Genomic DNA, 15295 nt, shown 5'->3' on the forward strand with positions numbered 1-15295 from the left:
GCGCCGCAGCCACCCTTGTTCCGGCTGCAATTTTTATGGAGAATGCACATGAACTACGATCTCTGCCTGCACATAGACAGCAAGGAATCCGCTATCCTGAAGCTGGTTCTGATGAATGCGGCCAACTACATCAAGGCCTTGCCCAACGAACGCTATCAGCTGGTGGTGGTGGCCAACGGCCCTTCCGCAGCCCAGTTCCACAAGAGTAATGAAGAGTTCCGCGCCATGGCCGCGCCCCTTCAGGAACAGGGTTTGCGCATTCGGGTTTGCGCCAATGCCCTGGCCAATAACAATATGACGGCCGAAGACCTCTGGCCCGGCTGCGAAGTCGTGCCTGCCGGGCTGGTTGAAATAGTACGCCTGCAGCGTGAGGGTTTTGCCTACATCAAGCCCTAGGGAAACGCTGATTTATTCCGTTTGGCGGCGTTGCGTCACTTTTTTTGAAACAGTCGAGGACGGAAGAGTCCACTCCTGCTTCAAAAAAAGATCGCGCCTTGCCAAACGAAATAACTGCGCGTTTCCGGGAGGCTCTTTAATCAATGCTTCCCTAGATGTAGTGTTCCAATAGGTTGTTCACCCTCCCTCAAGTCGGTAAAGCTGGAGTTGCGAGACAACAGCAAACCGAGAGAGGGAAAGGGTGAACAGCCATAAGAATGCCAAACTGACGGTTCGTAGTCGAGAAGAAATGGTGCGGCGGATGCAGTATGAACCGGCGGCAAAAGTGGCGGCTGGGTATGGCGTGAGCTTGCGCACGGCCAGAAAATGGAGGAGCCGTTACCGCCAAGGCGGCGCTATGGCCTTGGCGGACAAAAGTTCTCGCCCCCGGCGATGCCGCGGCAAGCTGACGGAGCAAGATTTTGCGAGTGTTCTGGCTTTACGCAGGGAGCGCCTCAGCGGCGATGAAATAGCCTTGCGGCTTGAACTTTGTCGCAGCAGTGTATTCCGGGCGTTGCGCAAACTCGGCTGCTCCCGGCTCTCTTCACTGGAAGTAAAAGAGCCAGTACAGCGCTATCAGTGGGAAAAGCCGGGGCAGATGCTCCACCTGGACATTAAACGGCTCGGCAAAATTGACGGTGTCGGGCACAGAAAAGCGGGAACACGGCAAATCGGCCGCCGTCGGCCGGGCTGGGAGTATTTACACGTCTGCGTGGATGATGCGTCCAGGGCCGCGTATACAGCCATCCTCCCGGATGAGACGGCAGAGAGCGCAGTGGAGTTTTTATGGTTTGCCGTTGCCTGGTACGCTTCGCACGGCATCAAGGTGGAGCGGGTGCTTACGGACAACGGGTCTTGCTACAAATCTTGGAAATTCCGTGATGCTTGCCGGGAACTTGGAATAAAGCACAAACGAACCCGGCCTTATCGGCCGCAAACAAACGGCAAGGCCGAACGCTTTATCAGGACAGCATTAAAAGAATGGGCATACGCCGAAACGTATACCCACTCATGGAAAAGAACGGCTTACCTGCCGGTCTGGACGTATCGCTACAATTTCTTGCGTCCTCACACGGCTCTTGGCAGAAAAGCTCCAGCTTCAAGATTAAGCGGAGGGTGAACAACGTGTTGACACTCTACACCTAGAGCAATTTCACTAGCGATGCTGTCGCCATCCGTAAGGCTTCTTCGTCGCCTAACGGTTGCCGCTTGAAATTGCTCTGGTGGATGCGAACATATTGGAAGCATTGAGAATACACGTTCTCAAAGTTTACGGCACGCTCACAACGGGTTTAAGCGCGCAGATAAACTGCGCAGATAAACTGCCTTACGCCTCCGTAGTCGGCGGCAGCGCGCGCGGGGCAGGAGGTGGCGTTTTTCGCCCCTGTGCGGCGTGTCATTGCGCAAGGGGGCCGGCTGTGGCCGGAAGGAGAAGTGCATGAGATTCTTTGCGGATATTCTGGATACCGTGCGGCGGCGCGGCCCTGTGGTGCACTGCATTACAAACTACGTCACCGTGAACGACTGCGCCAACATAATTCTGGCCGCTGGCGGGTGTCCCATAATGGCCGACGATATTGCTGAAGTGGAAGATGTGGTGACTCTGGCGCAGGCTCTGGTCATCAATATAGGCACGCTCAACAGCCGCACCGTTGAGGCCATGATTGTTGCGGGCAGGCGCGCCAACAGCCTGGGGCGGCCAGTGGTGCTTGATCCCGTGGGCGCGGGCGCCACGGCTCTGCGTAACAGCGCTTTGCAAAGCCTGTTGCGTGAAGTGCGCTTTGCGGTCATCAAGGGCAATATTTCAGAAATAGGCTTTCTGGCCGGAGAGGACGCCAGGGCCAGAGGTGTGGACGCCGAGGACGCCTCCCTTGTCACCGAGGGCAACCTCAAGGCCGCGTGCGACACGGCCCGGCGGCTGGGTGACAGCACGGGAGCCGTGGTTGTGATCAGCGGAGCCATAGATATTGTGGCCCATGGCCAGGGGGTATGGACGGTACGCAACGGGCATCCGCTCATGGCGCGCATCACCGGTTCGGGTTGCATGTCGGCAGCCATCATCGGCTGCTGCCTTGGGGCTGCGCCCGACGAAGCGCCCCAGGCATGTCTGTGCGCTGTAAGCAGCATGGGCGTGGCAGGAGAAATTGCCGCTGAAACTATGGTGGTTGGCGTCGGGGGCGGCACAGGCAGCTACCGCGCGCTGCTGATTGACGCCATGAGCATGCTTGACGGGCCAATGCTCACCTGCCGTGCCGATGTGAAAAACATGTAGCCGCCGCGCGGGCAGACATTGGAACTGTCAGCCCGTGGGATACTTATTGCGCCCTTGCGCTTTCTACTTCAAGTGCTTTCTGTGCCTGATGCTTTCCGCACCTGTGCGCCTCCGGCGAACAATCTTTTACAACCGCCCGCCCGGAGCTTTGTTACATGAATATGCGCCGGTGAAGCAGTAAGAAACCGCAATGACCAGCAATGAAAGCGGGCCGCCTTTGGGCGGCCCGCTTTCCGTCTGAACGGTTTTAACGCAGCGTAAGTCACTACCGTTACGGCGGGTAGCTACGCAGCCGCTATACCGAGGGATAATAAAGGTTTTAGAGCAATTTCATAATGAAATTGCTCTGGCGGATGCGGGAGCAGACGCCCGCCACGGAGGCGTAAGCGCTATTTATTTGCGCGGTTAAACGCCGAAGTGAGCGTGCCTCAAACTTTGAAAATGTATATTTTCAAAGTTAATCTGCTCTAGGGGGAGGGGGTGTGGGGGAGGGACCCTTTTGCAAAAGGGTCCCTCCCCCACAAAGCCTTTCAACGCGGCATTTCCCTCGCCTATGCCCACAAGACAAGGTCCGTCTCAAACGGCGAGGCCAGACCTTTATGGAAGGGCATGACGCGAACGCCATAGCGGTACTGCCCGCTGTGCGTTGGTATGTAGGTGGCCGCATAGGTTCTGCCGCCATTGCCATTGTCCGAGGTGCGGGGTTCAAGCCGCAGTATTTCGGGTTTGTCAATGAAGTTGCCGTCAATGAGCGCACGGCCGATAACAAGCTGGGCCAGGATTTCCTCGGGCTGCATTTCGCCCAGGTGGATATGCAGACGGACGCTCACAGGCTCGCCGCAGATCATTGTATTGTTCTCCACGCCGCTGATGAGCATTTCCTCCACCTTGACGGTGCCGAACCGGGCGGGCAGGTCTTTTGTCCAGGCGGCCAGCTGGCGGCAGGGGGCCCAGTTGTCTTCGGCCAGCATGTTGCGGCGGCGCGCCGCCCGCAAATAGTACTGGCGGATGTAGTCGTTGAGCATGCGATTGCTGCTGTACATGGCTGTAAGGCTTTTGAGGGAGCGCTTGGCCATGGCGATCCACTGGGTGGGCAGGCCGTTCTGGTTGCGTTCGAAGTACAGGGGCAGCACGGCATTTTCCAGCAGGCCGTACAACGATTCCGCGTCGATGTAGTCGTTCTGCTCGCTGCTGGGCAGTTCATTGGTGATTACGGGGCCGATGGTCCAGCCGTTCTGCCTGTTGTAGCCCTCGCACCACCAGCCGTCCGAGATGCTCAGGTTCACGCCGCCGTTGACGGGCAGTTTCATGCCGCTGGTGCCCGAAGCCTCGTGGGGCCGGCGGGGCGTGTTGAGCCAGACGTCGCAGCCCTGCGACATGAGCCGCGACACGGACAGACTGTAGTTTTCAAGAAAGAAGACGCGCCCCATAAAGCGTTGGTCCTGGCACATGCGCATAACTTCCTGAATGAGGTTTATGCCTGCCTCATCCGCAGGATGCGCTTTGCCGGAGAACACCAGCACCACAGGGCGGTTGGGGTTGTTGAGAATGCGCGCCAGGCGATCGGGATCGGCAAAAAGCAGGGTGGCGCGCTTGTAAGGTGCAAACCGCCGGGCAAAGCCGATAATGAGTGTTTCCGGCTTGAGCAGTGCCTCCATATCCTTGCGGGTGGCGGGGTCCAGCTTGAAGCGCTGGGCAAAGACGGGAACCCGCTTGCGCAGGGCGTCAAGCAGGGCCTCCTTCTGGTTCTGGCGGGCAGCCCAAAAGGCTTCGTCGGGGATTTCGTCCACCTTGTCCCATGTGCCGGCGCCGGGCTGTGACTGCATCCAGCCGGCTCCAAGGTATTTGTGCAGAACCTCATGCATCCAGCTGCCCACGTAGGAAGGAGTATGCACGCCGTTGGTGACGTGCCCAATGGGCGTTTCGGCCGTGGGCAGGCCCTTCCACAACTTGTTCCACATGTGGCGCGAAACAATGCCGTGCAGGCGGCTGACGCCGTTGGCCCAGCAGGAAAGGCGCAGGGCCAGCACGGTCATTTCAAATGCCTGGCTGTCGCCGCCCTCGATCTGTCCCAATTTGGTGAATTGCTGCCACGAAAGGTTCAGGTTTTGCGCCATGCCGGTGAAATAGCGGCCCATAAGTTCGAGAGAGAAGGATTCGTTGCCCGCCGATACGGGCGTGTGGGTGGTAAAGAGCGTGTTGGAGCGCACGCGCACCACGGCTTCGTCATATTCCATGCCCTGGGTCATGCAGTCGCGTACCCTTTCAAGAGCCATGAAGGCCGAATGCCCTTCGTTCATGTGATACACGCTGGGGATGATGTCCAGAATCCGCAGAAGGCGCATGCCGCCCTGACCCAGCAGGATTTCCTGCAACAGCCGGGTTTCACGGTTGGCCTCGTAGAGGCGGTCTGTGATGCGGCGGTCTTCATCGGTGTTGCGGGGGGTGTCCGTATCCATAAGGTAGAGCGTCACCCGGCCCACCTGCAACCGCCACACCCGGGCGAAGAGTATGCGGCCGGGCAGTTCCAGCTGTACGTATATGTCTTCACCGAAGGCGTCGTGCACCTGCTTTATGGGCATCTGGGCAAAGTTGTTGACGGGATATTGCGCCACCTGACGGCCGTTGGAATCTATCTCCTGCATGAAGTAGCCGTTCTTGTAGAGCAGGCCGATGCCCACCAGAGGCAGGGCCATGTCCGAGGCGGACTTGAGGTGGTCGCCTGAAAGAACGCCAAGGCCGCCGGAATAGATGGGTATGGACTCGCTAAGCCCGTATTCCGTAGAAAAGTAGACAATGGGGTGTTCGGGCGTCACGTCCTGGCTGAGGGAGCGGATGGGTTCGGCCATATAGGCGTCAAAGCGCTCCATCACCCTGTGGTACATGTCCATATATTCTGCGTTGGCCATGAGCTCCTTGAAGCGGGCGGGCCATGCCTCTTCAAGCATTCTCAGCGGATTGCGGCAGGCTTCCCACAAATGGGGGTTCAGGGCCATGAACAGGGCCTTGGCGTAGTCTTGCCAGCACCACCAGATGTTCTGGGCAAGTTCGCGCAGGCGTGCGAGCTCCTGGGGCACTTCGGCCACTGCCATGATGGGGCGCAGAAAGGGGGTGGCCGAGCAGGAGGCCGTGAGAACCCGCGTGAGCGCGCCGTGCCCTGCGTCGTGATCGGCGCGGGTTTCGGATTTGGTAAGAGCGATATGAAATGCCTTCAGATAGTTATCGAAAAAATAACTCCAGGATGTTTTTTCGGCCAGGGCGCGGGCGTAGCCGCGCCAGGAGTGCAGTTCTTCGGCGGGGCAGGCGGCGGCAACAAGTATTTTTTCGTGCAGCACATTGGCGCTCTGCTCAAAGTTCATGCCGCGTCTGGGCATGACGTATACGCCCCTGTGGTCCATGCCCGCTTCCTTCATCTTTTCCCTGACCCACATGCCGAAGCCCGAAAGGTCGGTAGTGAGCGTGGGCACGGCCCAGGCCGCGCTTTCCTGCGGCGTATAGCCCCAGGGCTCGTACCAGGAGGGGAAGAAGCCCAGATCACAGGCGGCCAGGACTTCTTCATAGGGCATGTTCAAAAAGCCGTCATGCCCGTCAAGCATGGCGGGCACAAAGATCACCTTGATGCGTCGCTCCGGCCTGTTGTTGAGTCCGAGGCGGCGGCAGGCGTTGATGATGGGGTCCTGCGGGGCGTTCCACACATAGTGGGTGCAGATGAAGGGCTGGCCGTTGTCCGTGTCGGCCGGGTCGCCGGACACGGCCGCCGGGTTGACGCCCGTGTGGCCGCCCATGACCATGCAGAGAACCAGAATGGAGGTGTCAGTGCCGGAGAGGTTGCGGTCGGCCTGGGCCAGGGCGTCCAAAAAGATGTCCACGCCCTTGTTGTGCATCTCGTAGCGGCCTGAAATGATGAAAATCCTGGTGTGTTCAGGCAGGGGGCCGCGCAAAAAGCGCCCTGCGGCTTCCATTATTTTTGCCCGCGAGGCAGAAGGCACGCTGCGGTCTTCGGAATAGTCGGCTATGACGCGCAGGTCCAGACCGTTGGTGGTGATGACGTCGGGCTGGCGGCCCAGAAAGACAGTGGACTCCTCGCCGGTGATGGGGCTCACTGTGGTAAAGGCGTCGGCCTCGCGCGCGCCGGTGCTCTCCATGGACCATTTGGCCGTGATGTTCAGCGCTGCCGCCTCGTTGGCCGGATTGATGTTGCGCATGTTGGTGTAAATGTCGCGGCCAGTGGCGGCCAGGGCGCGGCCAAGCATGGTGGCGTGGGTGGTAAAGACCGTGCCCACCTCCGGCGCGAGCCTTTTGACCGTGAGCAGACCTGCGGCGCACATCCATTCGTGAAAAAGGGCCACGCTGTGCCCCTGCATGGGCTCCACACGGCTTTCGTGCACGGCGGCGATGACTTCACCGCAGGTCGCGGCGAACATGACGGGCTCTATATAGTCCCACCCGCCGGAAAGGGAATCCACACCGTAGTTTTTCCACATTTCAAAGAGCAGCTGGTTGCTGGCATAACGCTTGTCGAACTCCACCAGTATGACCTTTGGGCGTCCGGGTATGTTCCAGCGGCCCATGCGGCATTTGAGGTCACGGGTGGCAAGGCCTATGCGCAGGGAGTCCCAGGCGTGCTCGTCGGTTTCTTCAAAACCGGGATTCTGTTTCAGGGCCGGGCCCAGAAGAAAGTAGTCTTCACCGAAATGTTCCACGGCCTGAAGCGCCTTGCTGGTGACGACAGAGTGAATGCCGCCCACCTTGTTGCAGACTTCCCAGCTCACTTCAAACAGGGTTACCAGGGAGGAATTGAAGTCCATGTCATCTCCTTGCTCAAGATATCAGTAGGGGCCGCGCCTGTGGGGAACGGCCCCGTCATGTCGGGGGTCCGCTTCAGGGCAGTTTCACTGGCAATGCTGCGGCCGTCCGTATGGCGTATTCGCCGCTTGACGGATGCCGCCCGAACGTGCTCTGGCCGCGGCGTGTGCGGGCGCTGGCCGTGACGGCGCACGCGCGGGGCATATGCGCGGTTTCGCACCGTCACGGGCGTGCCGCAGCCTTTGCGATACGTATTCTCAAGGCTGATCCGCTCCTGCGGTCGAAGCGGCGGGCTTTTTTTCTTTTGTGGAGGCCCCGGCCTTTGCGCTGGTTTTTTTGCCCGGCGCCTGTTTCTTGTCCGTTGCTGCTTTCTTGCCTGGCGCTGTTTTTTTGGCTGGCACTTTTTCCGCAGTCTTGGGCAGCGCCTTGGGGCTTTGGCCTGTACGGCGTTTTACCGGGGTAGCCTTTGCCGGGGCGGGACCCTTTTGCTGTTCCTCAACGGCCTTGAGGCGCATTTCAAAGTCCGCCAGAACGTTCATGAACGTGATATAGGCGTCGTAGGGGCTGCCGAACGGGCTTGGCCTGTCCGGGGCCTCGCTGGAAAACCATTTGGTGGACATATGGCGGAAGTGGTCGGCGGTCTGCAACCTGTCGAAATCATGTCGCAGCTCTGCCGATCCACTGAGGGCCGCCCGTGAGGCCAGGGCGTAGAGGGCGTGTATGGCGTCTTTTTGCATGTCGTTGCCGAGCCACGCGGTGAGGTCGCCGCTCTCATCTTCCCAGGATATGAACTGGGGAATATCCATCTTGCCGACAGGCTTGAACTTTTTGACCGCCATGGCGGGCGTGGCGAAGTGAAAGTCCTTGCGGGCCAGCAGGGCCTCCGGCAGGGCTTCCATAAAGTCAAAAAAGCCCGATTCCTTGCTGTGGCGCAGGCCGAACACGTGATAATCGTTGATAATGTTGATGACATCGGCTGCATCGGCCAATCCGTGGCACCAGGAGGCAAAAGTGTCGGCCGTAAGGGGCCATGCGGGCCACGCCGTGTCGGAAAAGCGCAGGCCGATATCGTTGGAAAGGCTGGTGTTGCGCAGCAGCAGGCCAAGCTCAGGGGCGCTGACAGGCTGGTACAGGTGGTTGGCGCTGCGCCAGCCCAGCACCTGATCCGTGCCCTCGGCCAGCACGGCCTTGAAGCCGAGTTCGGCCACAGCGGCGGCGAGGTCGTTGTTGTACACGCATTCCGTATGCTTGAAGGTCACGGGCTTGACGCCGAAGAGCTTTTTCAGTCGGGCCGTCTGTGTTTGCACCTGACGGTCAAACTCCTGGCGGGAATAGAGAAAGGCCAGGGAATGCGGCGCGGTCTCGGCCACAAATTCCACGCAGCCTGTTTGCGCCAGGGCCGTAAAGCTTTCAAGCACTTCAGGAACGTACTGTTCAAAGAGGTCGAGAGCCGTGCCCGAAATGGCGTAGGACACGCGAAAGTCCTTGCCGTAACGGCGGATGAGCCTGAGCATGAGCTCATTGGCGGGCAGGTAACACAGGCGTGCCGCGCGCAGCATGGCATCGCAGTTGTGGTCGTCGTCTTCATAGATGGAATTCTGGCCCATATCAAAAACCGTATAGCGGCGTAGCTGATAAGGTTCGTGAACCTCATAGCACAGGCATATGGCTGTCATTAGCGACCTCCGTGTACGTTGTGGTAAATGGCCAGCAACTGGTCGGCGGCATTTTCCCAACGGATGGACTTCATTTCTTCGCGGCAGTTTTTAACGAGTTCAGCCGCGAGGCAGGGGTAGCGCAAGACGGCGCAGATTTTGTCGGCCATGTCGCGGGTATCCCAGAAATCGGCTTTAAGGGCATGGTCCAGCACTTCGGATACGCCCGATTGGCGTGAGAGCAGCACAGGAACGTCGTAGAGCATGGCCTCAAGAGGCGTTATGCCGAAGGGTTCGGAAACGGACGGCATGACGTACAGATCGCTGAGGGCAAACATGCGGTCCACTTCTTCCCCGTGCAGAAAACCGGCGAAGTGAAAGCGGCTGCCCATGCGCAACTGGCCGGCTCTGCGGATGAGACGTGGCAGCATGTCGCCGCTGCCAGCCATGAAAAAACGCACGTTGGGGATTTTTTGCAGCACCAGCCGTGCGGCTTCCATGAAATATTCCGGCCCTTTCTGAAAGGTGACGCGGCCCAGAAAAAGCACGCGCTTTTCGTGCCGTATGCGCGGAGGAATGGGATAATGACGCTGGGCCTCGTGACGGGCCACGGCGTTATGCACGACCATCACCTTTTCAGGGGGTATGCCGTAGCGTTCGATGACGGTTTTGCGGGTCAGGCGGCTCACGGCCACCACAACGTCGGCGGCCAGCATGCCCGCCCGTTCAATGCCCGCCACCTGCTCGTTGATGTCGCTTCCGCTGCGGTCGTATTCGGTGGCGTGAATGTGGACGACAAGGGGTTTGCCCGTGAGGGTTTTGGCCAGCATGCCCGCTGGATAGGTCATCCAGTCGTGGGCGTGGATGACGTCGAAGTCTTCCTGAACAGCCAGGGCCGCGGACAGGCGGCTGTAGCGCAGCACCTCGTCCATAAGGCTGGGGCCGTATCCGCCTTGCAGCATATAGGTGAAGGACCGGGATTGACGGAATTCTTCCTCCCCCGCCTGGTGCGGTGTCAGGCGATACGGTGCGCCCGCGCAGGTGCGGCCGCTGAGACGGCCCAGCGCGCCTACGTAGTCCTGCGGGGTGAGATAGGGCATGAGCGGACTGTCCACTGGCAGGCAGCGTATGCCGTTGCGCCAGACTTCCTGTTGCGCCCAGTCCATGCGCTGTACCAGGTCTTCAGTGATGGGAGTTCCGGATGCCGAACGCAGGCGCAGAAATTCCCCCCGTCCCTTGCTGTCGTCAATACGGGGCAGTACAAAGATTATTTCCGCTCCCCTGCGGGCCAGGGCCTGGGTCATGCCAAAGCAGGCCGTGCCCAGACCTCCGCTGATGTGAGGCGGGAACTCCCAGCCGAACATAAGCACTCGCATGTATTCTCCCTCATGCGGCGGGGATACTCCCGCCGGATTCAGCGGCCGTTCCTGTCGGCCGCCACAGATCTTTCCTCCGCTCCTGTTTGAACTTTTCACTTTGAAATACGTGCCTGACGGCGAAGCAGACTGGCCGTGCAAGCAGAGTTTCGCTGGCTGTTTTTCCAGGGTCGCGGGGCGATCGGGAAAATGCCCGGCTTGCCGGACACGCCTTGTGCAGTTTTGCGGCGCGAATTCTCATAAAAATCCGCCATAAAATCCGCCATAAAAAGTGGGGCTGACAGATAAACAGTTTCAATGGGCATCTGCCCGGAGTTCTTCACGTTTGAGAGTGGCGTTCCCAAAGGTTGCAGCTCGTCCATTTCGGCGCATGCCAGCGCGTTGCCCCGCTCCTTTACGGCGAACACCTGTTCCCCGGTCGCCAGGCAGTTTCATTTAGAAATTGCCCTGGCAGGTTGATCCTTCCTCCGGTGTGGCGACCGGCGCACACTGGTGCGTTTTTTTGCAGCCCTCCAAAACCATGCTCACGCGGCAAACCCCCGCCGTATCGCCAATGACGGGGTGGGCCATGCGGTGCGCCGCCAGTTTTTGCCAGCGCTCGTAGACAGCGGGTGCGGCTTTTTGCAGTCGCAGCAAAAGGCGCAGGCATTCGGCCACACTCCAGGCCTGGGCGATGCAGCCATTGGGTTTGTACGGGGGCGAGCCGTCAAAAACTTCAGAAATGCTGCCCAGGCCCGCCTGGGAAATATGGTCGCAGTAGAGTGGCGTGAGCGTGTCCAGAAGCGCCATGGCCGCACCATCCATATCCCAGGCCGTGCGCAGCAGAGCGTCCGCGTAGTGTCCCAGCAGCCAGGGCCAGACCGTGCCCTGGTGATAGGCCGCGTCCCGGCTGGCCGGGCCGCCGTCGTAGCGTCCCTTGTAGTGCAGGTCGTCCGGGGCCAGGGTGCGCAGTCCGTAAGGCGTGAGCAGTTTGTTGCGCACGCATTCCACCACCTGGGCCTGATAGTCTTCAGACAGTACGGGATGGGGCAGGGAAACCGCGAAAATCTGGTTGGGCCGCACACTGACGTCGAGTTTGCCGTTCTGCCAGACGTCGCCAAGATAGCCTCCGCCGCCGTAAACCCAGAAGCGCTGGAAAAATGCCGTGCGCATGCGGCGCAAAAGCATGTCGCCCGCCAGGGGTTCCTCGCCAAAGCGCGCGGCGAGCTGGTCCGCAAAGGCCAGGGTGTTGTACCAGAGGGCATTGATTTCGACGGGGCAGCCCTGCCGTGGCGTCACGGGCGCGTTGTTGGCCTGCGCGTCCATCCAGGTGAGCTGGCTCTGGGCGTTGCCGGCGTGCAGCAGGCCCTCGGCGTCCACATGTATGTCCAGCTGCCTGGCCCTGCCCTCGCCCGCGCGGTAGCCGGAAATGACCGCCTTGAGCGCGGGCCAGGCATTTTCACGCACCCAGGCGAGTTGCCCGGCGTCCACCTCAAGGCAGCTTTGCAGCGCAAAGGCGTACCACAGGGCGGCGTCCACGGAGTTGTATGCGTGGTCGCCCTGCGGCGAAAACATGTTGGGGATGAGCCCGTCTTCGACATGTCTGCCCATTTCGGCCAGAACGCGCAGGCCAAAATCCGTACGGCCAGCATGAAAGGTCAGGCCCGGCAGGCTGATGAGCGTGTCGCGGCCCCAGGCGTCAAACCAGTGGTAGCCCGCCAGCACCTCGGGTCGTCCCGACGGGGATTCGATGCAGAACTGGCGTCCGGCCTGGCTCAGGTGTCCCGTGAGTCCGATGCTGGCCTTGTGGGCCTTGGTGCGTTCATGGCTGGCTGCATCCCACATCTGGTGCAGGTCCTGCCCGCAGGGACGTGTTCCCACCGCCAGATAGACGCAGCTTTCCGCGCCGTCGGCAAGGGGGGGCATGCCCACGTCAAGCACGCCCGGCATAAAGAGGTCTTCGCTGTAGGGGAAGCCGCGCTCACGCTCTTCAAGGTATTCCACATTGCGGCACCAGTCCGGACGTGGCGTGAAAGAATGCTTCTGGCTCGTCTGGCACTGGATGTAGAGCGTGGGCAGGCCCTCGTAGGGGGTGATGCTGAAGCCGTCGGGCAGTGGGGTGGTTTCCGCGCGCAGGTCGGGATTGGCGTGGGTAAGCTTGTGAAAATTGCGGTAGGCCAGCAGGGGGCGCAGGCGTAGCGTCAGCGGTGGTACGGGGGTTGGCCCGCGCACGCTCCAGCGCATCAGAAGCAGGCTTTGCCCCCGGACAAGCTGGACTTCGCGGCACAGGCGCACGTCGCCAACGCGGTAGACGCACTGGGGCCACTGATCCAGGCGGAATGCCTCAAGATAGTCGTGGCCGTGGGGGTAGAGCGTGCCGGGATGCTGGCGTGTGGAAAGCGTGAATTCCTTGCCGCCGCCCAGGATGGATTCTTCAAGGGCGGAAAGCAGCACATGGCGGCCATAGGGCGTGTTGACCGTGAGCAGGCCGTGGTATTTCCGCGTATTGCAGCAAAGGATGGTGCTGCTGGCGTAATCGCCAAGGCCATTGGTGAGCAGCCATTCCTTGCGCAACGCCCTGCGGGTGTTCTGGCAGGCGGCCTTGTCAAAGCTGAACCGCATACAGCCTCCTGGCGGTACGGGTGCTTATGGGAAGTGCGCTGCGTGAGGCGAGGAGGGGGCGGCGAGGTCGCAGCGGGCCTGTGTGAGACTGCTGAGGGTGTGGAACCGGGCGGCAGAAAAGGCCGTGTGGGCAGGGCGGAAAGAATACCTGCGGCAGCGCTTCATCATGCAATGCCTTTGAATCGCCATCAGCAAGTTTCTGCCCGAAGCACGGTTGCGGCGCATGCCGCGCACAGGGCGACTGCACCTTTCCTGCCTCTTTGGAGTTTATCGTACAGCATGTTTTTATATCTGTCGAGTTTTACAGCTTTGCTTCAGAATTGTGGCAGAATCGTACAGGCGGGATGGTCAGTGCATGCCCGTTCAGTTGCGCGATTTTTCTTCCAGAGCGGACAGGTTTTGTGAATATGCATTTGCAACGTTCAAGTCACGTTTTCTCGGCACCTAACAACGCAAAAACATTGCGTTTACGCTGTATCCGGAAGGCGTCTGCCCGCACGGCGGCCTGGCGTGGCAACACGCAACCACCCGGCAGGGCGGATTACCCTTCCCAAAGAATCGCCACTCCAGGCTGTGTCTGACCAGGGTTGTGCCACGCCAGGGCCACGGCAGGCTTATGGCGCGCACGGTTTGGCGCGGGGTAGTTGCGGCGCTATTTACGCGCTTTTACCGTGCCGTGGTTTCAACGCCCGCTTCGCCCGTCACATCGGCGTGCGCCCCAAAGAACGCCCGAAAAAACGCGCCGTCGTGTCCCTTAAGGTAGCCCTTAAGGGTATTTTCGGCTGTATCGGCAGGGATTACGGGCAAAAAATCCGGGCTTTTTCTTTCTTGCGTTTTAGGGTATGCTATTTTGTTACTATCATCATCGCACAACGGACGGGGGATTTTTATGAAAGCACTTGGTCGTTTGCTTGGGGCTCTGACCCTCACTCTGCTGGTGCCCGTGGCGGCTCTTGCCGGAGACGTCAAAATCGGTCTCATGTGCCCGCTCACGGGTAAATGGGCCTCTGAAGGGCAGGACATGAAGAACATCGTCAGTCTGCTGGCTGACGATGTGAATGCCAAGGGCGGCATTAATGGCCGTCAGGTCAGGATTGTGGTGGAAGACGACGCGGGCGATCCGCGTACCGCCGCGCTGGCCGCGCAAAAACTGGCTTCGGCCGGAGTGGTGGCCGTTATCGGCACCTATGGCTCCGCTGTTACCGAGGCAAGCCAGAACATTCTGGATGAAGCCCAGCTGGTGCAGATAGGCACGGGCTCCACCAGCGTGCGTCTGACGGAAAAGGGCCTGCCCCTTTTCTTCCGCACCTGTCCCCGTGACGACGCGCAGGGCCGCGCTGCCGCCGCCGCCATTGTGAAGGGCGGCTACAAGGCTGTGGCGCTGCTGCACGACAATTCCTCCTATGCCAAGGGCCTGGCTGAAGAAACCAAGGCCGCCCTGGACAAGGACGGCGTCAAGGTGGTCTTTTATGACGCTCTTACCCCCGGAGAGCGCGATTACACGGCCATTCTGACCAAACTCAAGTCCGCCAAGCCCGATCTTGTGTTCTTCACCGGCTACTACCCGGAAACGGGCATGCTGCTGCGCCAGAAAAAAGAAATGGGCTGGCCCGTGCCCATGATGGGCGGCGATGCCGCCAACCATCAGGATCTGGTGAAGATTGCGGGCAATGAGGCGGCGGAAGGCTATTTCTTCATCAGTCCGCCCCTGCCGCAGGATATGGACACCGCCGAGGCCAAGGCTTTTCTTGACGCCTTCAAGGCCAAGTACAACACGGTGCCCGTTTCCGTGTGGGCCGTGCTGGCTGGCGACGCCTTCAAGGTTATTGAAGCGGCCCTTGCCGCTGGCAATGACAAGCCTGAAGCCATCGCCGCATGGCTGAAAAACCTCAAGGGCATGCCCGGTCTTTCCGGCAACCTTGGGTTTGACGCCAAGGGCGACCGCGTGGGCGAGTTCTATCGCACCTACGTGGTTGACGGTAAGGGCGTATTTGTCTTGCAGCCCAAGTAAACTGGCCGTACAGTGTGCCCCGCGCCTGCGTTTCAGCGGCGCGAAAACAGTCAATACGTAATCAACGCCCATGGCGGCGGCCCGGTTTTTCCGGTCCGCCGCCCAGGTGCGCAAATGGGAGCCGACCTGTGCGGCTCCA

The 15295-nt window shown here is 60.0% G+C and carries 7 protein-coding genes and 1 pseudogene; 4 read left to right on the plus strand and 4 right to left on the minus strand.

The genetic code is table 11. The features are described from left to right. Window positions 1–48: 48 nt before the first annotated feature. The 3 genes and pseudogenes from ACZ5DH_RS00485 to thiM all read left to right on the plus strand — a co-directional run bounded on the left by ACZ5DH_RS00485 (window position 49) and on the right by thiM (window position 2707). Entirely contained in the window at window positions 49–396 is a 348-nt protein-coding gene (locus ACZ5DH_RS00485; protein WP_464255224.1) for a DsrE family protein, read from the plus strand. Window positions 397–637: 241 nt separating this feature from the next. Next, window positions 638–1581 (plus strand): annotated as a pseudogene (locus ACZ5DH_RS00490) (IS481 family transposase). A gap of 292 nt (window positions 1582–1873) precedes the next feature. Further along, window positions 1874–2707: a hydroxyethylthiazole kinase gene (gene thiM, locus ACZ5DH_RS00495; protein ID WP_464255225.1), complete on the plus strand. Its 834-nt coding sequence runs from the start codon at window positions 1874–1876 to the stop codon at window positions 2705–2707. Between the two features lie 551 nt (window positions 2708–3258). Here the strand turns inward: thiM and glgP are convergent. The 4 genes from glgP to ACZ5DH_RS00515 all read right to left on the minus strand — a co-directional run bounded on the left by glgP (window position 3259) and on the right by ACZ5DH_RS00515 (window position 13145). Next, window positions 3259–7515: an alpha-glucan family phosphorylase gene (gene glgP / locus ACZ5DH_RS00500; protein WP_464255226.1), complete on the minus strand. Its 4257-nt coding sequence runs from the start codon at window positions 7513–7515 to the stop codon at window positions 3259–3261. 255 nt (window positions 7516–7770) lie between these two features. Continuing rightward, window positions 7771–9189, minus strand: coding sequence for a glycoside hydrolase family 57 protein (locus ACZ5DH_RS00505; RefSeq protein WP_464255227.1), 1419 nt, complete (start codon window positions 9187–9189; stop codon window positions 7771–7773). Then, window positions 9189–10544, minus strand: coding sequence for a glycosyltransferase (locus ACZ5DH_RS00510; RefSeq protein ID WP_464255228.1), 1356 nt, complete (start codon window positions 10542–10544; stop codon window positions 9189–9191). The genes ACZ5DH_RS00505 and ACZ5DH_RS00510 overlap by 1 nt, the downstream gene beginning before the upstream one ends. Window positions 10545–10979: 435 nt before the next feature. Then, window positions 10980–13145, minus strand: a complete 2166-nt coding sequence (locus tag ACZ5DH_RS00515) for an amylo-alpha-1,6-glucosidase (protein WP_464255229.1) — start codon at window positions 13143–13145, stop codon at window positions 10980–10982. An 889-nt stretch (window positions 13146–14034) separates the two neighbouring features. On the opposite strand from ACZ5DH_RS00515, the gene ACZ5DH_RS00520 reads away from it, so the two are divergent. Continuing rightward, window positions 14035–15156 (plus strand): branched-chain amino acid ABC transporter substrate-binding protein, encoded by a 1122-nt coding sequence (locus ACZ5DH_RS00520; RefSeq protein WP_464255230.1) that lies wholly within the window; start codon window positions 14035–14037, stop codon window positions 15154–15156. Window positions 15157–15295 lie beyond the last annotated feature (139 nt).

The organism is Desulfovibrio simplex, assembly GCF_055387835.1.